This window comes from Rhodoblastus sp. 17X3 (assembly GCF_030056575.1).
GTDB lineage: Bacteria > Pseudomonadota > Alphaproteobacteria > Rhizobiales > Beijerinckiaceae > Rhodoblastus.
Genome location: NZ_JASHHX010000002.1, coordinates 1 through 19,871, shown reverse-complemented (window position 1 = coordinate 19,871; position 19,871 = coordinate 1). Strand labels below are relative to the sequence as shown.

The 19,871-nt window shown below is 63.3% G+C and carries 34 protein-coding genes; 3 read left to right on the top strand and 31 right to left on the bottom strand.

What is annotated here, in order from left to right; all coding sequences use genetic code 11:
• Window positions 1-8: 8 nt before the first annotated feature.
• A complete protein-coding gene (locus tag QM467_RS02810) occupies window positions 9-1,118 on the bottom strand; it encodes an anhydro-N-acetylmuramic acid kinase (protein WP_283364778.1) in 1,110 nt (369 codons plus the stop codon).
• Window positions 1,119-1,190: 72 nt separating this feature from the next.
• On the opposite strand from QM467_RS02810, the gene QM467_RS02805 reads away from it, so the two are divergent.
• From QM467_RS02805 to QM467_RS02795, 3 genes are read left to right on the top strand one after another with little or no spacing between them, the layout of a single operon-like run.
• On the top strand, window positions 1,191-1,907 hold the full coding sequence (locus QM467_RS02805; RefSeq protein ID WP_283364777.1) for a glutathione S-transferase N-terminal domain-containing protein: 717 nt from the start codon (window positions 1,191-1,193) through the stop codon (window positions 1,905-1,907).
• 2 nt (window positions 1,908-1,909) lie between these two features.
• Window positions 1,910-2,632, top strand: a complete 723-nt coding sequence (locus QM467_RS02800; RefSeq protein WP_283364776.1) for a DNA-3-methyladenine glycosylase I — start codon at window positions 1,910-1,912, stop codon at window positions 2,630-2,632.
• Window positions 2,632-2,793, top strand: coding sequence for a hypothetical protein (locus tag QM467_RS02795; RefSeq protein WP_283364775.1), 162 nt, complete (start codon window positions 2,632-2,634; stop codon window positions 2,791-2,793). Before QM467_RS02800 ends, QM467_RS02795 begins: the two co-directional genes overlap by 1 nt.
• On the opposite strand, the gene QM467_RS02790 is transcribed toward QM467_RS02795, so the two are convergent.
• The 30 genes from QM467_RS02790 to rpsJ form a co-directional block, all read right to left on the bottom strand.
• Window positions 2,794-3,072: a hypothetical protein gene (locus tag QM467_RS02790; RefSeq protein WP_283364774.1), complete on the bottom strand. Its 279-nt coding sequence runs from the start codon at window positions 3,070-3,072 to the stop codon at window positions 2,794-2,796. It abuts the gene before it with no gap.
• A gap of 189 nt (window positions 3,073-3,261) precedes the next feature.
• The gene (locus QM467_RS02785) at window positions 3,262-3,498 is read right to left on the bottom strand and encodes a hypothetical protein (protein ID WP_283364773.1); all 237 of its coding nucleotides are present in this window, start codon (window positions 3,496-3,498) and stop codon (window positions 3,262-3,264) included.
• A gap of 106 nt (window positions 3,499-3,604) precedes the next feature.
• The gene (locus tag QM467_RS02780; protein ID WP_283364772.1) at window positions 3,605-5,041 is read right to left on the bottom strand and encodes a Do family serine endopeptidase; all 1,437 of its coding nucleotides are present in this window, start codon (window positions 5,039-5,041) and stop codon (window positions 3,605-3,607) included.
• Between the two features lie 98 nt (window positions 5,042-5,139).
• A complete protein-coding gene (gene rplQ, locus QM467_RS02775; RefSeq protein WP_283364771.1) occupies window positions 5,140-5,553 on the bottom strand; it encodes a 50S ribosomal protein L17 in 414 nt (137 codons plus the stop codon).
• A 102-nt stretch (window positions 5,554-5,655) separates the two neighbouring features.
• The gene (locus QM467_RS02770; RefSeq protein ID WP_283364770.1) at window positions 5,656-6,672 is read right to left on the bottom strand and encodes a DNA-directed RNA polymerase subunit alpha; all 1,017 of its coding nucleotides are present in this window, start codon (window positions 6,670-6,672) and stop codon (window positions 5,656-5,658) included.
• Window positions 6,673-6,790: 118 nt separating this feature from the next.
• Window positions 6,791-7,180 carry a 30S ribosomal protein S11 gene (gene rpsK, locus QM467_RS02765; protein ID WP_184429257.1) on the bottom strand — a complete coding sequence of 130 codons (390 nt, stop codon included), beginning with the start codon at window positions 7,178-7,180 and terminating at the stop codon, window positions 6,791-6,793.
• Between the two features lie 177 nt (window positions 7,181-7,357).
• Window positions 7,358-7,726, bottom strand: a complete 369-nt coding sequence (rpsM, locus tag QM467_RS02760; protein ID WP_283364769.1) for a 30S ribosomal protein S13 — start codon at window positions 7,724-7,726, stop codon at window positions 7,358-7,360.
• Between the two features lie 168 nt (window positions 7,727-7,894).
• Window positions 7,895-8,476: an adenylate kinase gene (locus QM467_RS02755; RefSeq protein ID WP_283364768.1), complete on the bottom strand. Its 582-nt coding sequence runs from the start codon at window positions 8,474-8,476 to the stop codon at window positions 7,895-7,897.
• Entirely contained in the window at window positions 8,473-9,807 is a 1,335-nt protein-coding gene (gene secY, locus QM467_RS02750; RefSeq protein ID WP_283364767.1) for a preprotein translocase subunit SecY, read from the bottom strand. Before secY ends, QM467_RS02755 begins: the two co-directional genes overlap by 4 nt.
• Window positions 9,808-9,982: 175 nt before the next feature.
• Window positions 9,983-10,465, bottom strand: a complete 483-nt coding sequence (gene rplO, locus QM467_RS02745) for a 50S ribosomal protein L15 (protein ID WP_283364766.1) — start codon at window positions 10,463-10,465, stop codon at window positions 9,983-9,985.
• Between the two features lie 14 nt (window positions 10,466-10,479).
• Entirely contained in the window at window positions 10,480-10,665 is a 186-nt protein-coding gene (gene rpmD, locus QM467_RS02740) for a 50S ribosomal protein L30 (protein WP_283364765.1), read from the bottom strand.
• A 14-nt stretch (window positions 10,666-10,679) separates the two neighbouring features.
• The gene (rpsE, locus tag QM467_RS02735) at window positions 10,680-11,252 is read right to left on the bottom strand and encodes a 30S ribosomal protein S5 (RefSeq protein WP_283364764.1); all 573 of its coding nucleotides are present in this window, start codon (window positions 11,250-11,252) and stop codon (window positions 10,680-10,682) included.
• 183 nt (window positions 11,253-11,435) lie between these two features.
• On the bottom strand, window positions 11,436-11,798 hold the full coding sequence (gene rplR / locus QM467_RS02730; protein ID WP_283364763.1) for a 50S ribosomal protein L18: 363 nt from the start codon (window positions 11,796-11,798) through the stop codon (window positions 11,436-11,438).
• Between the two features lie 12 nt (window positions 11,799-11,810).
• Window positions 11,811-12,344, bottom strand: coding sequence for a 50S ribosomal protein L6 (rplF, locus tag QM467_RS02725; protein WP_283364762.1), 534 nt, complete (start codon window positions 12,342-12,344; stop codon window positions 11,811-11,813).
• Window positions 12,345-12,366: 22 nt separating this feature from the next.
• Window positions 12,367-12,765: a 30S ribosomal protein S8 gene (rpsH, locus tag QM467_RS02720; protein ID WP_283364761.1), complete on the bottom strand. Its 399-nt coding sequence runs from the start codon at window positions 12,763-12,765 to the stop codon at window positions 12,367-12,369.
• A gap of 10 nt (window positions 12,766-12,775) precedes the next feature.
• Window positions 12,776-13,081, bottom strand: a complete 306-nt coding sequence (gene rpsN / locus QM467_RS02715; protein WP_283364760.1) for a 30S ribosomal protein S14 — start codon at window positions 13,079-13,081, stop codon at window positions 12,776-12,778.
• A 35-nt stretch (window positions 13,082-13,116) separates the two neighbouring features.
• Complete coding sequence (rplE, locus tag QM467_RS02710; RefSeq protein ID WP_446737722.1) at window positions 13,117-13,764, bottom strand: 50S ribosomal protein L5; 648 nt, start codon at window positions 13,762-13,764, stop codon at window positions 13,117-13,119.
• Window positions 13,757-14,074, bottom strand: a complete 318-nt coding sequence (rplX, locus tag QM467_RS02705; RefSeq protein ID WP_283364759.1) for a 50S ribosomal protein L24 — start codon at window positions 14,072-14,074, stop codon at window positions 13,757-13,759. Before rplX ends, rplE begins: the two co-directional genes overlap by 8 nt.
• Window positions 14,074-14,442, bottom strand: coding sequence for a 50S ribosomal protein L14 (gene rplN, locus QM467_RS02700; RefSeq protein WP_283364758.1), 369 nt, complete (start codon window positions 14,440-14,442; stop codon window positions 14,074-14,076). Before rplN ends, rplX begins: the two co-directional genes overlap by 1 nt.
• 105 nt (window positions 14,443-14,547) lie before the next feature.
• The gene (gene rpsQ / locus QM467_RS02695) at window positions 14,548-14,790 is read right to left on the bottom strand and encodes a 30S ribosomal protein S17 (RefSeq protein WP_283364757.1); all 243 of its coding nucleotides are present in this window, start codon (window positions 14,788-14,790) and stop codon (window positions 14,548-14,550) included.
• 9 nt (window positions 14,791-14,799) lie between these two features.
• On the bottom strand, window positions 14,800-15,012 hold the full coding sequence (rpmC, locus tag QM467_RS02690; RefSeq protein ID WP_283364756.1) for a 50S ribosomal protein L29: 213 nt from the start codon (window positions 15,010-15,012) through the stop codon (window positions 14,800-14,802).
• Between the two features lie 9 nt (window positions 15,013-15,021).
• On the bottom strand, window positions 15,022-15,435 hold the full coding sequence (gene rplP, locus QM467_RS02685) for a 50S ribosomal protein L16 (protein ID WP_283364755.1): 414 nt from the start codon (window positions 15,433-15,435) through the stop codon (window positions 15,022-15,024).
• 22 nt (window positions 15,436-15,457) lie between these two features.
• Window positions 15,458-16,201: a 30S ribosomal protein S3 gene (gene rpsC, locus QM467_RS02680; protein WP_283364754.1), complete on the bottom strand. Its 744-nt coding sequence runs from the start codon at window positions 16,199-16,201 to the stop codon at window positions 15,458-15,460.
• Between the two features lie 10 nt (window positions 16,202-16,211).
• Complete coding sequence (gene rplV / locus QM467_RS02675) at window positions 16,212-16,601, bottom strand: 50S ribosomal protein L22 (protein ID WP_283364753.1); 390 nt, start codon at window positions 16,599-16,601, stop codon at window positions 16,212-16,214.
• Between the two features lies 1 nt (window position 16,602).
• Window positions 16,603-16,881: a 30S ribosomal protein S19 gene (gene rpsS, locus QM467_RS02670; protein ID WP_283364752.1), complete on the bottom strand. Its 279-nt coding sequence runs from the start codon at window positions 16,879-16,881 to the stop codon at window positions 16,603-16,605.
• Between the two features lie 4 nt (window positions 16,882-16,885).
• Window positions 16,886-17,722: a 50S ribosomal protein L2 gene (rplB, locus tag QM467_RS02665; protein ID WP_283364751.1), complete on the bottom strand. Its 837-nt coding sequence runs from the start codon at window positions 17,720-17,722 to the stop codon at window positions 16,886-16,888.
• 23 nt (window positions 17,723-17,745) lie between these two features.
• Window positions 17,746-18,042 carry a 50S ribosomal protein L23 gene (locus QM467_RS02660; RefSeq protein WP_283364750.1) on the bottom strand — a complete coding sequence of 99 codons (297 nt, stop codon included), beginning with the start codon at window positions 18,040-18,042 and terminating at the stop codon, window positions 17,746-17,748.
• On the bottom strand, window positions 18,039-18,659 hold the full coding sequence (rplD, locus tag QM467_RS02655; RefSeq protein ID WP_283364749.1) for a 50S ribosomal protein L4: 621 nt from the start codon (window positions 18,657-18,659) through the stop codon (window positions 18,039-18,041). The genes QM467_RS02660 and rplD overlap by 4 nt, the downstream gene beginning before the upstream one ends.
• A 3-nt stretch (window positions 18,660-18,662) precedes the next feature.
• Complete coding sequence (rplC, locus tag QM467_RS02650) at window positions 18,663-19,409, bottom strand: 50S ribosomal protein L3 (protein ID WP_283364748.1); 747 nt, start codon at window positions 19,407-19,409, stop codon at window positions 18,663-18,665.
• 88 nt (window positions 19,410-19,497) lie between these two features.
• A complete protein-coding gene (rpsJ, locus tag QM467_RS02645) occupies window positions 19,498-19,806 on the bottom strand; it encodes a 30S ribosomal protein S10 (RefSeq protein ID WP_085773755.1) in 309 nt (102 codons plus the stop codon).
• Window positions 19,807-19,871: the final 65 nt, after the last annotated feature.

Genomic DNA, 19,871 nt, shown 5'->3' with positions numbered 1-19,871 from the left:
AATCGCTGTCAGCCAGCCCAGGCCAGCGCGCCGCCGGTCATCGGCTCGCTGACGCCGGTCGTGGTCGGGAAGGTCAGCGGCAGGCCCTTGACCGAGCGCACGCCGAGGAAAGCGAAGGCCTGCGCCTCGATGGCTTGCGAATCCCAGCCGAAATCCTCCGCGCGCCGGACCGGACAGGGCGCGCGTTCGGCAAGCGCCTGGACGATCGCCGGATTCCTGGCGCCGCCGCCGCACAGGACGATCATGCGCGGCGCCCCGGGCAGGAAGCGCAGATGGGCGAGGATCCCGCACGCCGTGAAGGCTGCAAGCGTCGCCGCGGCGTCAGCCGTCGCCAGACCCGAAACCGCCTCAGGAGAAAAAGCATTCCGGTCCAGAGACTTCGGCGGCTTTTGTGAGAAATAGCAATGAGAGGTCAAAGCCGCGAGAGCGGCCTCGTCCACCTTGCCGGAAAGCGCGCAGGCGCCGTCCGCATCCATCGCAGCGCCCGTGCGCGCCAGCATCAGATCGTCGAGCAGGGCGTTGCCCGGCCCGGCGTCGCAGGCGATCGGGTCCGCGTCCGGCGCGACATAAGTGATGTTGGCGACCCCGCCGATATTGACGAACAGCAGCGGCAGGATGGCGCCAGAGGCCTCCGCCAGAGCGCGATGAAAGACCGGTACCAGCGGCGCGCCCTGCCCGCCCCCCGCCATATCCGCCGCGCGCAGGTCATAGGCGACGTCGATGCCCACGGTGCGGGCGAGAAAGGCGCCATCGCCGAGTTGCACGGTCAGGCCCCGGTCGGGACGGTGCAGCACGGTCTGGCCATGAAAGCCGATGACGTCCACCGCCGCCGGGTCGATGCTCTCCCGCGTCAGAAAATCGCGGATCGCCTCGATATGGCGCTTGGTGATCAGCGCTTCAGCCTCGGCCAGCACCCCCGGCCGGTCGTCGCGCTTGACGAGATATTTGGCGGCGTCAACGGCGCCGCGCAGCAAGGCGCGGTCGGCGTCGGAAAAGGGATAGGAAGCAGCGGGCCCGAATTTCAGCATCTGGCGGCCGTCAGTCTCCAGAAAGGCCAGATCGATCCCGTCCATGGACGTGCCCGTCATTGCGCCAATGGCGCGGAAGATTTTCGGCATTGCAAACCCCGCGGGGACGTTCCGACACTATGTTGATGGCCAAGCTAAACGCAAAGATCGGGAAACGCGACCATGATCGAACTATTTTACTGGCCCACGCCCAATGGCCACAAGATCACGATTTTCCTCGAAGAAGCCGGTCTGCCCTATGAGATCCGACCGATCGACATTGGCGCCGGCGACCAGTTCAAGCCCGATTTCCTGAAAATCGCGCCAAACAACCGTATGCCAGCGATCATCGACCACGCTCCCGCCGACGGCGGCGCCCCGATTTCAATTTTCGAATCCGGCGCCATTCTCGAATATCTGGCCGAAAAGACCGGCAAGTTCCTGCCTTCCGCCATCCGCGAAAAATATGCCGCGCTGCAATGGCTGTTCTGGCAAATAGGCGGACTCGGCCCGATGGCCGGGCAGAATCACCATTTCGTATCCTATGCGCCGGAGAAAATTCCCTACGCCATCGACCGCTATGTAAACGAGACCAACCGGCTCTATGGCGTGCTCGACCGCCAGCTCGCCACGACCGAGCATTCGGGCGGCTTCGTCGCCGGCGCTTTTTCCATCGCCGACATGGCCAGCTATCCCTGGATCGTCCCGTGGAAAAACCAGCAGCAGAATCTCGATGATTTTCCGCACCTGCGCCGTTGGTTCAACGCCATCCGCGCCCGTCCGGCGGTCGTGAAGGCCTATGAGATCGGCGAGAAGATCCGCCCGACCGCGCCAATGACGGAGGAGGCGAAAAAGGTCCTGTTCGGCCAGACCGCCAAGAGCGTCAAAGCGCGGGCGTGAACATGGCCACGGGCTTCGCCGCCATTCGCGCGCGCGCCGAACAACGCAAGGGCGGCGCGGGCGCGCTGGCCGAATTGCTGCCGGCGCTCGTCTCCAACGCCGATCTGGCGGGGACGCCCGACGACCGCATCCTCGCCGGCATGACCCGACGAATTTTCTGTGCCGGCTTCGTCTGGCGGGTGATCGACCAGAAATGGCCTGGCTTCGAAGAGGCGTTTCTGGGCTTCCAGCCGCAACGGCTCGCCTTCGAGCCGGATGAATTCTGGGAGCGGCTGGCGAGCGATACGCGCGTCGTCCGCCATCGCGCAAAGATCGCCGCCGTCCGCCACAACGCCGCCTTTGTCTGCCGCGTGGAGGCGGAGCGCGGCTCCTTCGGGCGCCTGCTCGCCGACTGGCCCGCAGGGGACGAGATCGGCCTGCTCGCCTTTCTCGCAAAAAACGGCGCGCGGCTCGGCGGCATGACCGGCCAGTATTTTTTGCGATTCATCGGCTGGGACGCCTTCATCCTCACCCGCGACGTGCTGGCCGCCTTGCGCGAGTCCGGCGTCGAAATATCGGAACAGGCGACGTCGAAACGCGATCTGGCGGCGGCGCAGGAAGCGTTCAATGTCTGGACGCGGGAAACCGGCCTGAGCTATGTGGCGCTTTCGCGCATCTGCGCTATGTCGACGGGCGACAACCTCGGCGTCCAGACCCTGCTCCAGCGCATGCACGGCGAGGACTGATGTTTGATACCGTCAGCCAGGTGGTCGGCGTCCATATCGACCCCGCCTTTCTCCACGACGGCAAGTTCGATCTCGTCGCCGCCCAGCCGCTCCTGCGTTGCGGCTATCCCGGCGATTACGCGACCATCGGCGCCCTGTTCGACCTGCGCCGGCCCGCCTGATCATTTTTCGAGGATTTTCTCCACCAGCACGCGCTCGCAGGCCTTGAAGCCCAGATACATGGCGAGCGCAAAAAGGCCGGACGCCAGCAGCTGGCCGAGTTGGGTCAGCGCGCCTTCCATCACCGCCATCGCGCCATGGGCCGAGAGGAAGCGGACATTCGCGTCCAGCATCACGAAAATATTGACCGAGGCCAACGCGCCGAGAAAGGAAAACACGCCCATCAGCAAAAAGGTCGTGAGCCAGTGAAAAGTCAGGATTCTCTGGAACGCCTTGCGCATTGAGCGGTCCTCAAAAAAAGTCTGGCATTCTAATACCAAGCCTCACAGGTGAGAACCTGCGAGGCTTGGTTAGGCGCGACTGCGCCCAATAGCCGGTCGCAAGACGGGCGTCTTCCGACGCTCTTTCGGCTTGCGCGAAAGATTCCTTGACCGCGATGAGTCGCGGCCAAGGAGAAACGGTATAAGGCCTCAACGCATTCTGGCCAGGCGCCTGCTCGGCAACAATTCGCCGGTCCTCTCCAACAACGGACAGGCCGAAGCGACGAAGATATGACCCTTGATCTGCCAGGGATCGCGCACCAGTTCGAGTCGGAACACGCTGGCCGGGGCGAGCGCAGCGGAACCGGAGCCAATGGCGTTCAGATGGGCGAACGTAGCCTGCGCTGCCGCGTCGCGAAAGGCGATCTTCTTGTCCGCCCAGCGCAACGATCGGCATTTCCCGTGGCGGCAAGATTCCAAACTGGCCCGCCGTCCGGCATCCATTGCCGAACAGACCCGCGCGTGTCCACGCACCGCCGAGCCGCCCGACGCCTCAGCCCCCGATCACGCTGGTGATGACCTGCCCGCCGCGATTGATCGTGAGCTTCCACACATAGGGACGCTGGCCGGTGACGCGCGCCAGATCGCGCGTGGTCTGGATCTTTTCGCCATTGAGCGTCAGGACGATATCGCCCTTCTGGAAGCCGACCATGGCGGCGGCGGTGTTCTCCTCGACGCTGATCACCGCGACCCCTTCCTGCCCGTTGGCGATCGAGAATTCCTCGATCGTCGCGGGCGAAAGATTGACCACGCTGGCGCCGGCCAGAGGCGAGGCGCCCTCGATCTTCACCAGGTCGCGCGGCGGGCGCTCGGGCGCGGCGGTCAATTTGAGCGGCACCACGGCCTGCTTGCCATCGCGGCGGATGGACAGGGATGCGACGCCGCCCGTCGGCTTCGCGCCGAGGCGGTAGCCGACGCCGCCGGCGTCCGTGACCTCCTTGCCATCCACGGCGATGATGACGTCGCCGCGCTTCAGACCGCCCTCCGCCGCCGGACCGCGCGGGTCCACTTCCGCCACCAGCGCGCCATTGGGACGATCGAGGCCGAGCGAATCTGCCAGATCGCGCGAAAGGCTCTGCAGATTCGCGCCGAGCCAGGGTCGCCGCACCTCCTTGCCGCCCGCCTTGGCCGCCGCGACCACGCTTTTCACCATATTGACCGGGATCGCGAAGCCGATCCCGACCGAGCCGCCCGATTGCGAAAAGATCGCCGAATTGATCCCGATCAGCCGCCCTTCCATATCCACCAACGCGCCGCCGGAATTGCCCGGATTGATCGCGGCGTCGGTCTGGATGAAGAAACCGTAATCCGCAATGCCGATCTCGGTGCGCGCCACGGCCGAGACAATACCCTGCGTCACGGTCTGGCCGACGCCAAAGGGATCGCCGATGGCGAGCGCGAGGTCGCCAACCTCGATGGCGTCGGAATCGCCCATCTCCAAAACCGGGAAGGCCTCGCCGCCGCCCTTGATGCGCAGGATGGCGAGATCGCTGCGCGGGTCGCGCAGCAGCACCTCAGCCGGCAACTCGCGCCGGTCCAGCAGCGCGACCTTGACGTCGGTCATGTTGTCGATCACGTGATTATTGGTCACGACAAGGCCCGTGGGATCGACGATAACACCCGAGCCTAGCGAACGCGCCGCCGGACCGCCGGGCCGCTGGCCGCCCCCGAAAAAGCGCTGAAAGACCGGGTCGTCGAACAGGGGATTGCGCGCCGGCAATTTTTCCACCCGCTGCGCATAGACATTGACCACCGCAGGCGCGGCCTTCTTCACCACCGGCGCGAAGCTGAGCGTCACCTGGGCCTTCGATTGCGGAACGACGCGCGCATCTTGCGCCTGCGTCGGCGCCGCAAAGGCGAAGGAGAGGCCTACGCCAAATCCAAGAGACGCCAAAAGGGCGTGGACCAAGTGCGATCGTTTCTGCGCCATGCGATTCCCCGATGTTCCTTGGCGGGAATATAGGCGCGGGACCGGCAATGAAAAAGGGCGGCCAGAGGGCCGCCCTTCGAGAGGAATGATCGCGCGCCTTATTCAGCCGCTTCGGCGACCTCTACCGGACCGGAGTCCTTGCCCTTGGCGGTGACGTCGCGATCGACGAATTCGATCACCGCCATGGCGGCGTTGTCGCCATAACGAAAGCCGGCCTTCAGGACGCGGGTATAGCCGCCGTTGCGCTCCTTGTAGCGGGGCGCGAGCACGTCGAACAGCTTTTTGACGAGCACGACGTCCTTGATCTGGGCGATGGCCTGGCGGCGGGCGTGCAGGTCGCCGCGCTTGCCGAGCGTCACCAGCTTCTCGACCACCGGACGCAGATCCTTGGCCTTGGGCAGGGTCGTGACGATCTGCTCATGCTTGATGAGCGCCTGGGACATATTGGCGAACATCGCCTTGCGATGCTCGGCTGTGCGGTTGAAACGCCGCTTGGAACGACCGTGATACATTTTGGCTCTCCATATTGGTTACGGCCGCCGCGCCACGGTACGGCCGTTCAGTGCTTTGCCCTTTTTGGGCGTTGAGCCCGGTCCTTTCGGGCCGGGAGAAAATCAATAATGCTCTTCGAACCGCTTCGCGAGTTCGTCGATGTTTTCCGGCGGCCAGCCGGTGACTTCCATGCCGAGATGCAGGCCCATCTGCGCCAGCACTTCCTTGATTTCGTTCAAGGACTTGCGGCCGAAATTCGGCGTGCGCAGCATTTCGGCTTCGGTCTTCTGGATGAGATCGCCGATATAGACGATGTTGTCGTTCTTCAGGCAGTTCGCCGAACGGACGGACAACTCCAGCTCGTCGACCTTCTTGAGCAGCGCCGGGTTGAACGCCAGTTCGGGGATCGACGGCGTATGCTCTTCGCGCTTGGGCTCTTCGAAATTGACGAAGACATTGAGCTGGTCCTGGAGGATGCGCGCGGCGAAGGCCACGGCGTCTTCCGGCGTCAGCGAGCCGTTGGTCTCGACCTGCAGGGTCAGCTTGTCGTAATCGAGCACCTGGCCCTCGCGGGTCGGCTCGATCCGGTAGGAGACCTTCTTGACCGGCGAATAGATCGAATCGACCGGGATCAGGCCGATCGGAGCGTCTTCGGCGCGGTTGCGGTCCGCCGGGACATAGCCCTTGCCGGTGTTGACCGTGAATTCCATGCGGATTTCCGCGCCCTCGTCGAGGGTGCAGAGCGCCAGCGTCGGGTTCAGGACCGCGATGTCACCGGTCACGCCGATATCGCCGGCATAGACCACGCCCGGACCCTGTTTCTTCAAGGTCATGCGCTTCGGGCCGTCGCCATGCATCTTGATAGCGACGTCCTTGATGTTGAGGACGATGTCGGTGATGTCCTCGCGCACGCCGGGGATCGAGGAAAACTCGTGCAGCACGCCGTCGATATGGACGGAGGTGATGGCGGCGCCTTGCAGCGACGACAGCAGAATGCGGCGCAGGGCGTTGCCGAGCGTCAGGCCGAAGCCACGCTCAAGCGGCTCCGCCACCACGGTCGCGACCCGCTTGGGGTCTTCGCCGGGGATGACATGCAGCTTGTTCGGCTTGATCAGTTCCTGCCAATTCTTCTGAATCATTTTCGACCTCTTCCTTCGGCGGCTGGGCATATCGGTCCGTCGACCCTGGCGCCAGCGCCGCATAACAGGAAAACGCGCGCGGCTTCCGTCGAAGCCGCGCGCGGCATTTCAGGTAAAATCACACGCGGCGGCGCTTGCGCGGACGGCAGCCGTTGTGCGGAATCGGGGTCACGTCGCGGATCGAGGTGACGGTGAAGCCCGCCGCCTGAAGGGCGCGAAGCGCCGATTCACGACCCGAACCAGGGCCGGAAACCTCGACTTCGACGGTGCGCATGCCGTGTTCCGCAGCCTTGCGGGCGGCGTCTTCAGCGGCCATCTGCGCAGCGTAAGGCGTGGACTTGCGCGAGCCCTTGAAGCCCATGGTGCCCGCGGAGGACCAGGAAATGGTGTTGCCCTGGGCGTCGGCGATCGTGATCATCGTGTTGTTGAACGACGAATGCACGTGCGCGACGCCGGAGGCGATGTTCTTGCGTTCCCTGCGGCGAACGCGGGTGTTGTCCTTGGCCATATTTCAGTCCTTCTGGCGCGCCCGTAATGCCAGGCGCTCGGGTTGGCGGGCCAATCTGGCCCTATGATCTCGCTTGCGCCGGCCAAAGCCGGACCAGAGCGAATGGGAAGTCGGGCGGGATGCGGCAAACGCCCGGCTCGCGAAGCGAACCGGGCAAAGCGCTGACCCGAAAGTTTCTTACTTCTTCTTGCCGGCGATCGGCTTCGCCTTGCCCTTGCGGGTGCGGGCGTTGGTGTGCGTGCGCTGGCCGCGAACCGGCAGCTGGCGACGATGACGCAGACCGCGATAGCAACCCAGGTCCATCAGGCGCTTGATGTTCATCGCGACTTCGCGGCGCAGGTCGCCTTCCACGAGATAGTCGCGGTCGATCGTTTCGCGGATCTGAAGCACTTCGGCGTCGGTCAGCTGGTTGACGCGGCGTTCGGCCGGAATGCTGACCTTTTCGCAAATCTCTTCGGCCTTCTTGGCGCCGATGCCGTGGATGTATTGCAGCGCGATGACGACGCGCTTGTTGGTCGGAATATTGACGCCGGCTATACGAGCCATTCTTCATTCTCCATATCGGGCCATGAGGCCTGGGTGGTCCCGCGTCCGGTGGAGGCCGGCCCATGCGGGCTATGCAAAAAACCACGCTCCAGCCCTTTGCAAGCCGGAGCGTGTTTGGAAAGCGTTCCCTTAGAACGGGCGCGCCTCGGCGTCAACCTTCGCCGAAGATTATTTCCCGAGAACCGAATCGATCTCGGCGGTCACGGCGTCGATGGCGGCCATGCCGTCGACCGTGCGAAGCTCGCCGACCGAACGGTAATAATCCGAAACCGGCGCGGTGAGCTGGTGATATTGCTCCAGGCGCTTCTTGAACGCGTCCGGATTGTCGTCCGCGCGGACCGTGCCGCCCGCAGCGACGGTTTCGCGGGCGCGGCCCTCGATGCGCGACAGCAGGATCTGGTCGTCCACGACCAGTTCGATCACCGCGTCGAGCTCCTTGTGCTTCGACTTCAGCATCGCGTCCAGCGACTTGGCCTGCGCCACGGTGCGCGGGAAGCCGTCAAGGATGAAGCCCTTGGCGCAATCCGCCTCTTCGATTCGCGCGGCGATGATGCCGACGACGATATCATCCGAGACCAGCCCGCCCGCGTCCATCACCGCCTTGGCTTGGAGGCCGACCGGGGTGCCCGCCTTGACCGCCGCACGCAGCATGTCGCCGGTCGAAAGCTGCGGGATGCCGTATTTCTGTTCAAGGCGCGCGGATTGCGTGCCTTTGCCGGCGCCAGGCGGTCCGAGCAGAATCAGCCTCATTTCTTTTTCCCCCTGAGTTTGGCCTTTTTGACCAGGCCCTCATATTGCTGCGCCTGCAGATGGCCGTGAATCTGCGCCACCGTGTCCATGGTGACGCTCACGACGATCAACAGGGACGTTCCGCCGAAATAGAACGGAAGCGCAAATTGGGAAATGAGCATTTCGGGTAGGAGGCAGATGATCGCCAGATAGGCGGCGCCGAGAACCGTGATGCGGGTCAGGACGTGATCGATGAATTGCGCGGTGCGCTCGCCCGGGCGCACGCCCGGAATGAAGCCGCCGTGCTTCTTGAGGTTTTCCGCCGTCTCCACCGGATCGAACACAATCGCCGTATAGAAGAAGGCGAAGAACACGATCAGCGCCACATAAAGGGCGATATAGGCCGGACGGCCATGGCCGAGGTAGGTGGCCAGGAAGCCCAGCACGCCGCCTGCGCCGCCGTTCTCCGAGAAATTGGCGATCGTCGTCGGCAGCAGCAGCAGCGACGAGGCGAAGATCGGCGGAATCACGCCCGCCGTGTTCAGCTTCAGCGGCAGGAATGACGTCTGGCCCTCATAGACCCGATTGCCCTGCTGGCGTTTGGGATAGGTGATCAGCAGCCGGCGCTGGGCGCGCTCCATGAAGACGATGAAGGCGATGACGCCGAAGGACATCACGAGCAGGCCCATCAGAACCAGCGGCGAAATCGCGCCCTGGCGCGACAGCTCCAGCGTATTGGCGACCGCCGACGGGAACGCCGCCACGATGCCCGCGAAAATGATGAGCGAAGAGCCGTTGCCGATGCCGCGCGAAGTGATCTGCTCGCCGAGCCACATCAGGAACAGGGTGCCACCCATCAGCGTCAGAACGGTCGAAATGCGGAAGAACCAGCCAGGATCGCTGACGACATTGGGCTGCCCCTCAAGACCGACCGCGATGCCATAGGCCTGGAACGCAGCGATCACCACGGTCAGGTAGCGGGTATACTGGTTCATGACCTTGCGGCCCTGCTCGCCTTCCTTCTTCAGCTGTTCGAGCGAAGGAATGACCGAGCTCATCAACTGGACGATGATCGAGGCCGAAATGTAGGGCATGATGTTCAGCGCGAAGATGGCCATGCGCTGCACGGCGCCGCCCGCGAACATGTTGAACAGTTCGAGCACGCCCTGCTGCTTGCCATGGAAATTGGCGGCGAAGGCGGCGGGGTCGATGCCCGGCAGCGGAATATAGGTTCCAAGGCGATAGACGATCAGCGCCCCGAGGGTGAACCAGATCCGCTTCTTGAGTTCCTCGGCCTTGCCGAAGGAGGCGAAATTGATGTTAGCCGCAAGCTGTTCAGCTGCCGAGGCCATGTCTGTCGCTCCAGGATGCGCGAACGCCGCACGAGACTTGCGCGGACGCCGCGCGGCACAAAGGTAAAAAAACGGGGCGGAGACTGTTGGTCCGCCGCCCCGTGTTAATCATTCGTCACGGCAAAATCACGCCCTTTTGACGTTTCGCCGTGAATTTTCCTCAAGCGCCAGCGCTTCAGGCGCTCGGAGCCGCTTCCACGACCGCCAGCAGCTTGACGGCGCCGCCAGCCTTCTCGATGGCCGCAACCGCCGATTTCGACGCAGCGGCGACCTCAAAGGTCAGCTTGGCGGTCAGCTCGCCCTGGCCCAGAATCTTGATACCGTCACGGGCCTTTGTGACCACGCCAGCGGCGATCAGGGATTCGAGCGTCACCGGAGCAGTGACGTCGAGCTTGCCCGCTTCGACGGCCTGCTGAATGCGGCCGAGATTGACTTCATTGTAATCCACAGAGAAGGGATTCCAGAAGCCGCGCTTCGGCAGACGGCGATGCAGGGGCATCTGGCCGCCTTCGAAGCCCTTGATGGCGACGCCGGTGCGGGCCTTCTGACCCTTGACGCCGCGGCCGCCGGTCTTGCCCTTGCCAGAGCCGATGCCGCGACCAACGCGCATGCGGTTCTTGGACGAGCCGGGATTGTCGGAAATGCCGTTGAGCTTCATGTGCGTCGCTCCCCTCAGGCTTCGACGCGCAGAAGATGCGCGACTTTTGCGATCATGCCGCGAATGGCGGGCGTGTCTTGCAACACCGCCTTGCGGCCGATCTTGTTGAGCTTCAGGCCGACCAGCGTCTGACGCTGCTCGGCCGGACGGCCGATCGGGCTCTTGGTCTGAACGACCGTGATGGTCTTGGCTTCAGTCATGGATCGCTCCTCCCTCAGCCTTCAGCTGTACCGTCTTCGCCGCCGGGGCGACGAGACTGCAGCACGGACACCTTCAGACCGCGGCGAGCGGCGACGGCGCGGGGCGAATCCTCGGCCTTCAGCGCGTCGAACGTGGCGCGAATCATGTTGTAGGGATTGGACGATCCCTGCGACTTGGCGACGACGTCGTGGACGCCGAGCGTCTCGAACACGGCGCGCATGGGACCGCCGGCGATGATGCCGGTGCCCGCCGGAGCCGCGCGCAGAATGACTCGGCCCGCGCCATGGCGGCCGTTCACGTCATGATGCAGGGTGCGGCCCTCGCGCAGCGGAACGCGGATCAGGCCGCGCTTGGCGGATTCGGTCGCCTTGCGGATGGCTTCCGGCACTTCGCGCGCCTTGCCGTGACCGAAGCCGACGCGACCCTTCTGGTCGCCGACGACAACAAGCGCGGCGAAGCCGAAGCGACGGCCGCCCTTGACGACTTTGGCGACGCGATTGATGTGAACCAGACGGTCCACGAATTCGCTGTCGCGCTCTTCTTCCTTGCGATCGCGACCGCGACCGCCTTCACCTTCACGAGCCATTTGTTCTTCCGTCACTTGCGCGGAACGCCCCGAAGGCGCCCGCTCGCTGGGGTTATTGGCCGCCTCCCCCGCCGAAGACTCGACATGCCCGGGGAGTTGGCGATTTCCTCAAAACCCAAACCCGGAACGCACAAGGCGGTCCGGGTCGGAGTTGAGGGTTTCAATCGGCGGAGACTCCGCCGATTAGAATTGCAGTCCGCCCTCGCGCGCGCCATCGGCCAGAGCCTTGACGCGGCCGTGGTACATATAGGCGCCGCGATCGAACACGACTTCCTTGACGCCAGCGGCGACAGCGCGCTCGGCGATCAACTTGCCGATCGTCTTCGCGGCTTCGATGTTCGCGCCGCTCTTGAGAGCTTCGCGGTTGTCCTTTTCCAGGGTCGAAGCCGAAGCCAAGGTGACGCCATTCTGATCGTCGATGATCTGGGCGTAGATCTGCTTCGACGAACGGAAGACCGACAACCGGGGCTTGCCATAGGCGCGAGCGCGGAGAGTACGGCGAACGCGCGCCTTGCGGCGGCTTTCGGAGGATTTGTCCTGAGCCATGACGCGGGTTCCTTACTTCTTCTTGCCTTCCTTGCGGAAGATAAATTCGCCGGCATATTTGACGCCCTTGCCCTTGTAGGGCTCGGGTCCGCGATAGTCGCGGATTTCGGCGGCCACCTGGCCAACCTGCTTCTTGTCGATGCCGGAAATGGTGATTTCGGTCGGCTTGGGCGTCACGATCGCGATGCCGGCCGGGATGGGATAATTGATGTCGTGGCTGTAGCCGAGCGACAACTGCAGGCTCTTGCCCGCAACAGCCGCCTTGTAGCCGACGCCCGTGATTTCGAGCTTCTTTTCGAAGCCCTGCGTCACGCCGATCACCAGATTGTTGATCTGGGCCCGGGCCGTGCCCCAAAGCGCGCGGGCGCGCTTGGTTTCAAAGCGGGGGTCCACCTTGATCTGATTGTCATTCATTTCGACATTGACGTCGTCATGGACGACGAAGAACAATTCGCCCTTGGCGCCCTTGACGGTCACCTTCTGGCCTTCGACCTTGGCGGTGACGCCGGCCGGGACCGCAACGGGCTTCTTACCGATACGAGACATGGTTTTCTCCTTCTCGTCTCAATCAGAAGACCGTGGCGAGGACTTCGCCGCCGACATTGGCGTCGCGCGCCGCATGATCGGCGAGAACGCCCTTCGGGGTCGAGATGATCGCGATGCCAAGACCGTTGGCGACGCGCGGGATGGCGTCAACAGCCGCGTAAACGCGGCGGCCGGGCTTCGAGACGCGGTTGATTTCGCGGATGACCGGCTGACCGTCGAAATATTTCAGCTCGATTTCGAAATCGGTGCGGCCGTTGCCGAATTCCGTGACGCTATAGCCACGGATATAGCCTTCGTCCTTGAGCACGTCGAGGACATGGGCGCGCAGGCGCGAGCCAGGCGTCGAAACCGACGACTTGCGGCGCATCTGGGCGTTGCGAATACGGGTGAGCAGATCGCCCACAGGATCATTGATCGCCATGACGGTCTCCTTACCAGCTCGACTTCACCAGGCCCGGGATCAAACCCTTGGAGCCCAGTTCGCGCAATGCGATACGCGACATCTTCAGCTTGCGGTTATAGGCGCGCGGACGACCCGTCACCTCGCAGCGGTTGCGCACGCGATTGATGCACGAATTGCGCGGCATCTCGGCGAGCTTCAGGGTCGCCTCGAAGCGCTCTTCAACGCTCAGCGACCGATCCTTCGCAAGCGCGCGCAGACGGGCGCGCTTGGGAGCCTTCAGCTCCGCGAGCTTGGCCCGCTTCTTGTTGTTCTCAATCGAACTTTTCTTGGCCATGTGTTACCTCTGGTCTCCGCGTCTGAGGACGAGCCTCACTGCCGGAACGGGAAGTTGAACGCGCGCAGCAATGCGCGAGCCTCGTCGTCGGTCTTGGCGGTCGTGCAGACGATGACGTCCATGCCAAGAACCGTGTCGACCTTGTCGTAGTCGATTTCCGGGAACACCAGGTGCTCCTTGATGCCCATGGCGAAATTGCCGCGACCATCGAACGACTTCGGATTCAGGCCGCGGAAATCTCTTACGCGCGGCAGCGCGACCGTAACAAGACGGTCGAGGAATTCATACATGCGGGTCTTGCGCAGAGTCACCTTGGCGCCGATCGGCATGTTTTCGCGAACCTTGAACGTCGAAATGGCGTTGCGGGCGCGCGTGATCACAGGCTTCTGGCCAGCGATGAGAGCGAGATCGGCGGCGGCGACCGTCACCTTCTTGGTGTCGTTTACAGCTTCGCCCACGCCCATGTTCAGCACGATCTTCTCGATCGCGGGAACTTCGAGCGGGTTCTTGTAGCCGAACTCCTCGATCAGCTTCGGGCGCACCACTTCGTCATAGTGCTGCCGCATGCGCGCGACATAGCCCTCCGGGATCGCGGAAACAGCGCCTGCGGCGGCGACGCTCTCGGAGCCCTTGCTCTTGGGGGCCTTGTCGGCGCCCTTCTTGGGGGTCTTGGCCTCAGCCATCGATCAATTCTCCAGAACGCTTGGCGACGCGGACCTTGCGGCCATCGTCGAGAATCTTAAAGCCGACGCGGGTAGCCTTGCCGTCCTTCGGATCGGCAATCGCCAGGTTCGACAACTGGATAGGGGCTTCCTTGGAAATGATGCCGCCTTCCTGGGTCTGGGTCTGCTTCTGGTGACGCTTCACCAGATTGACGCCGGACACGAGGGCCTTGCCTTCCTTCGGATTCACCAACGTGACTTCGCCCTTGCGACCCTTGTCACGGCCAGCGAGTACGACGACTTTGTCGCCCTTCTTGATCTTCGCGGCCATTACAACACCTCCGGAGCGAGCGAGATGATCTTCATGTGGTTCTTGGCGCGAAGTTCGCGCGGAACCGGTCCGAAGATGCGGGTGCCCACGGGTTCTTTCTGATTGTTGATGAGAACGGCCGCATTCGTGTCGAAACGAATCACGGAGCCGTCCGCGCGCTTGATGTCCTTGGCGGTGCGAACGACGACCGCCTTCATCACATCGCCCTTCTTCACGCGTCCGCGCGGAATGGCTTCCTTGACGGACACAACGATAATATCGCCAACGCCTGCATATTTGCGCTTGGAGCCGCCAAGCACCTTGATGCACATCACACGGCGTGCGCCGGAATTATCGGCGACGTCGAGGTTGCTCTGCATCTGAATCATGGCTTCGAGCCTTTCATCTCAGATCGGTTTCCGTCCGGAATCATTTCCGTAGGGACTACGCCTGAAGGAAGCGAGCGCGCTTCCTCGTTCATTTCGACCCAAAAATCAAGCCTTGGTTTCGTCTTTCACGACGATCCAACGCTTCAATTTCGAAATCGGACGGGTCTCCTCGATGGAGACAACGTCGCCGACCTTGAAATCACCCGCTTCATCATGCGCGTGATAGTTCTTGGTGCGGCGGACGGTTTTCTTCAGCAGCGGATGAGTGAAGCGACGCTCCACCTTCACCACCACGGTTTTTTCCTGCTTGTCGCTGACGACGACGCCCTGGAGAATTCTCTTCGGCATGGGAAAACCTTACTTCTTGGCGTCGGCGCGCTTTTGCGCGGCGACCGTCTTGATCCGGGCGACCTCGCGGCGCACGATCCGGACGCGCGAGCTGTTCTCGAGCTGGCCGGTGGCGCGCTGGAAACGCAGGTTGAACTGCTCTTTCTTGAGCTTGAGCAATTCGTCGTTGAGCTGATCGTCCGACATGGCTTTCAAGTCGGACAGGCGCTGTTTCTCTTTCATGCCGTCCTCTTATTCTGCGATGCGTTCGATGAAACGGGTCTTGATCGGCAGCTTCGCCGCGGCGAGCGTGAACGCCTCGCGCGCGATGTTCTGCGGTACGCCGTCGATCTCGAACATGATGCGGCCGGGGGCGACGCGCGCCGCCCAGAACTCCGGCGAGCCCTTGCCTTTACCCATACGCACTTCGGTCGGCTTGGCCGACACCGGAACGTCGGGGAAAACGCGGATCCAGACACGGCCCGCACGCTTCATGTGACGGGTCATGGCGCGACGCGCGGCTTCAATCTGGCGGGCGGTGACGCGCTCCGGTTCGAGCGCCTTCAGGCCGTACTGGCCGAAAGCGAGCTCGAAGCCGCCCTTGGCCACGCCCTTGATGCGGCCTTTAAAGGCCTTGCGGAATTTTGTGCGCTTGGGTTGCAGCATTTTTCAAACTCTCAAGCTCGGTTCAGCGCGCGCCGCGCGGTTCGCGGGGTTCGCGGGGCTCGCGACGCTCGCGCCGGCGATCGTGCGAATGATCTCCGCCGACTTCATTGGCGCGGCGCTCCTGCGCCATGGGATCGTGCTCCAGGATCTCGCCCTTGAAGATCCACACCTTGATGCCGCAGGTGCCATAGGCCGTGTGGGCCGTGGCCACGCCGTAATCGACGTCGGCGCGCAGGGTGTGCAATGGCACGCGGCCTTCGCGATACCATTCGAGACGGGCGATTTCCGCGCCGCCGAGGCGGCCGGAGCAGTTGATGCGGATGCCTTCGGCGCCGAGACGCATGGCCGACTGCACGGCGCGCTTCATGGCGCGGCGGAACGCCACGCGGCGCTCAAGCTGCTGGGCGATCGAATCGGCCACCAGGGTCGCGTCGATTTCCGGCTTGCGGACTTCGACGATGTTGATCGCGACTTCGCTGGCGGTCAGCTTGGAGACCAGCTTGCGGATCTTGTCGATGTCTGCGCCCTTCTTGCCGATCACGACGCCCGGACGGGCGGAATGAACGGTGACGCGGCACTTCTTGTGCGGGCGCTCGATGACGATCTTCGACACCGCCGCCTGCTTCAGCGCCTTCATCAGCACTTCGCGGATGGCGAAGTCTTCGTGAAGAAGCTTGCCGTATTCGCCCTTGTTGGCGAACCAGCGCGAGTCCCACGTCCGGTTGACGCCCAGACGAAGACCGATCGGATTAACTTTCTGTCCCATCGTTCTCTCCTCAGGCCTTCGCAGACGCGGCTTCGACTTCGCGCACCACGATGGTCAGGTTCGAGAAAGGCTTCTCGACCCGGCCGGCGCGGCCGCGAGCGCGGGCGTGGAAGCGCTTCATCACCAGCGCCTTGCCGACGAAGGCTTCGGCGACGACGAGATCGTCCACGTCCAGGCTATGATTGTTTTCCGCATTCGCGATCGCGCTTTCGAGCGTCTTCTTGACGTCGGCGGCGATGCGCTTGTGCGAGAAGGTCAGGTCGGCGAGCGCGCGATCGACCTTCTTGCCGCGAATGAGCTGGGCGACGAGGTTCAGCTTCTGCGGGCTGACGCGGATCATGCGGCAGACGGCCTTGGCCTCGTTGTCCTTGAGCGCGCGGGCATTCTTTTCCTGAGACATATCAGCCCCTCTTCGCCTTCTTGTCGGCCGCGTGGCCATGGAAGGTCCGGGTCGGCGAGAATTCGCCAAACTTGTGACCGATCATGTCCTCGGTAACCTGCACCGGCACATGCTTGTGGCCGTTGTAGACGCCGAAGGTGAGGCCGACGAACTGCGGCAGGATGGTGGAGCGGCGGCTCCAGGTCTTGATGACCTCGGAGCGCTTGGCGGACTGAGCCACCTCCGCCTTTTTGAGGAGGTAGCCGTCGATAAACGGACCCTTCCAAATCGAGCGCGACATGAGGTCAGCCCTTCTTCTTGGCCTTGTGACGCGAAGTCACAATGAATTTGGTGGTGAACTTGTTGGACCGGGTCTTCTTGCCCTTGGTCGGCTTGCCCCACGGGGTGACCGGGTGGCGGCCGCCCGAAGTACGGCCTTCGCCGCCGCCGTGCGGGTGATCGACAGGGTTCATGACGACGCCGCGGTTATGCGGACGCCAGCCCAGCCAACGCTGGCGACCGGCCTTGCCGATCGTGGTGTTCATGTGGTCCGGGTTGGAAACCGCGCCGACCGAAGCATAGCACTGGCCATGCACGAGGCGCTGTTCGCCCGAATTGAGGCGCAGGATCACGTAACCCTGGTCGCGGCCCACAATCTGAGCGTAGGAGCCGGCGGAGCGGGCGATAGCGCCGCCCTTGCCGATCTTCAGCTCGACATTGTGGACGATCGTGCCGACCGGGATCGCGGCCAGCGGCATCGCGTTGCCAGGCTTGACGTCGACCTGAGGCCCGGCCACCACCGAGTCGCCAGCGGCAAGCCGCTGCGGCGCAATGATGTAGGACTGCTCGCCATCGCCATAGGTGATCAGGGCGATGAAGGACGTGCGGTTCGGATCGTATTCGATGCGCTCGACCTTGGCGACGCCTTCCTTGCGACGCTTGAAGTCGATGATGCGATACGCCTGCTTGTGGCCGCCGCCGCGGAAGCGGACGGTGACGCGGCCAGTGTTGTTGCGTCCGCCAGCGGAGGATTGACCCTCCGTCAGCTTCTTGACGGGCTTGCCCTTGTAGAGCTCGCCGCGGTCGACGATCACGAGCTGGCGAAGGCTCGGCGTGATCGGCTTGAACGTTTTAAGCGCCATCTGCCTGTTTCCTTACTTCCAGCTCAGAGCCCGGTGGTGACGTCGATTTTCTGGCCCTCGGCCAGAGTCACAACCGCGCTCTTCACGTCGGAACGCACGCCGCGCGTTCCCTTGAAGACCTTCTTCTTGCCCTTGCGGACCAGAGTGTTCACAGCCTCGACCTTCACATCGAACAGGCGCTCGATGGCGGTCTTGATCTGATGCTTGGTCGCGTCCGGACGAACCTTGAACACGAATTTGTTCTGCTCGGACGCGATCGTCGCCTTTTCGGTGATGACCGGCGCGACGATGACGTCGTAGTGGCGCGGATCCTGGCTCATTTGAAGCGCGCCTCCAGCGCATCGATCGCCGCCTTGGTCAGCACCAGCTTTTCACGGCGGAGAATGTCATAGACGTTGATGCCCTGAATCGGCAGGACATCGATCTGTGGAATGTTGCGCGCGGCCAGAGCGAAATTCGCCTGGACCTCGGCGCCGTCGATGATCAGCGCGTTCTTCAGGCCGATCCGGGCGAAATTGGCCTTGAGCGCGGCGGTCTTGGGCTCGGAGGCGTTGGCCGCGTCCCAAACCACGATCGCGCCGTCCTTGGCCTTCGCCGAAAGAGCGTGCTTCAGCGCCAGGGCGCGGACCTTCTTGGGCAGGTCATGCGCATGGGAGCGCACAACCGGACCGAAGGCGCGACCGCCGCCGCGGAACTGCGGCACGCGGGCCGAGCCGTGACGGGCGGAACCGGTGCCCTTCTGCTTGTACATCTTCTTGCCAGTGCGGGCGATTTCCGCGCGGTTCTTGACCGCGTGCGTGCCGGCGCGGCGCTTGGCGAGCTGATAGCGCACCATGCGATGAATGAGGTCCTCGCGGGGCTCCAGGCCGAAGATGTCGTCCGAGAGGTCCACGGAGCCGACGGCGGCGCCGTCGAAGGAGGTGATGTCGATCTTCACGGCTCAGGCCTCCGAAGAAGGTGTTTCGGCCGCGGCCGAAGCTTGGGTTTCAACCGCCGGCGGGGCGGCTTCTTCGGCCAGACGGAACTTGCCAGGCTTGGGGGCGTCGGCTGGAAGGGCCTTTTTCACCGCGTCGCGGATGAAGATCCAGTTGCCGGCGTGGCCCGGAACCGAACCCTCGACCAGAACCAGGCCGCGCTCGACATCGAGCTGTACGACGCGCAGGTTCTGCGTGGTCACGCGATCCGTGCCCATGTGGCCGGCCATCTTCTTGTTCTTGAAGGTCTTGCCCGGATCCTGACGGCCGCCCGTCGAACCGTGCGAACGATGCGACAGCGACACGCCGTGCGAGGCGCGGAGGCCGCCGAAGTTCCAGCGCTTCATCGGGCCGGCGAAGCCCTTGCCGAGCGTCGTGCCGGTGACGTCGACGAACTGCCCGACGACGAAATGATCCGCGGTGATTTCGGCGCCGATCGGCAGCAGGTCGTCTTCCGCGACGCGGAATTCGGCGAGCTTCAGCTTCGGCTCGACATTCGCGACGGCGAAGCGTCCGCGTTCGGCCTTGGAGACGTTCTTGACCTTCGCGCGGCCGATGCCGAGCTGAACGGCGGTATAGCCGTTCTTCTCAAGCGTGCGATGCGCGACGACCTGAACGCCGTCGAGTTTCAATACCGTGACCGGAACATGTTCGCCGCTGTCCGTGAAGACGCGGGTCATGCCGACCTTCTGTGCGATGACGCCTGACCGCATTGTTTCTTTCCCATAAAGGCGCGTTCACTCGGTAATGTTCACCGGGAAGAGGCGCCGAGAGACGTTATCAAAACGTCTCAGAACCAGATTAGAGCTTGATCTCGACGTCCACGCCCGCCGCAAGGTCAAGCTTCATCAAAGCATCGACAGTCTGGGGGGTGGGATCGACGATATCGAGAACCCGCTTGTGGGTGCGGATTTCGAACTGTTCGCGCGACTTCTTGTCGACGTGGGGCGAGCGGTTCACCGTGAATTTCTCGATCCGGGTCGGCAACGGAATCGGGCCACGAACCTGGGCGCCGGTGCGCTTGGCAGTGGAGACGATTTCTTTCGTCGAGGTATCGAGAATCCGATGATCGAACGCCTTGAGGCGGATACGGATGTTTTGGCCGTTCATTGATTGCATCCCTTGGCGGACCGGCGCCGGGAAGACCCCTGCGCCGGCGCATCCAGCCTGATTAT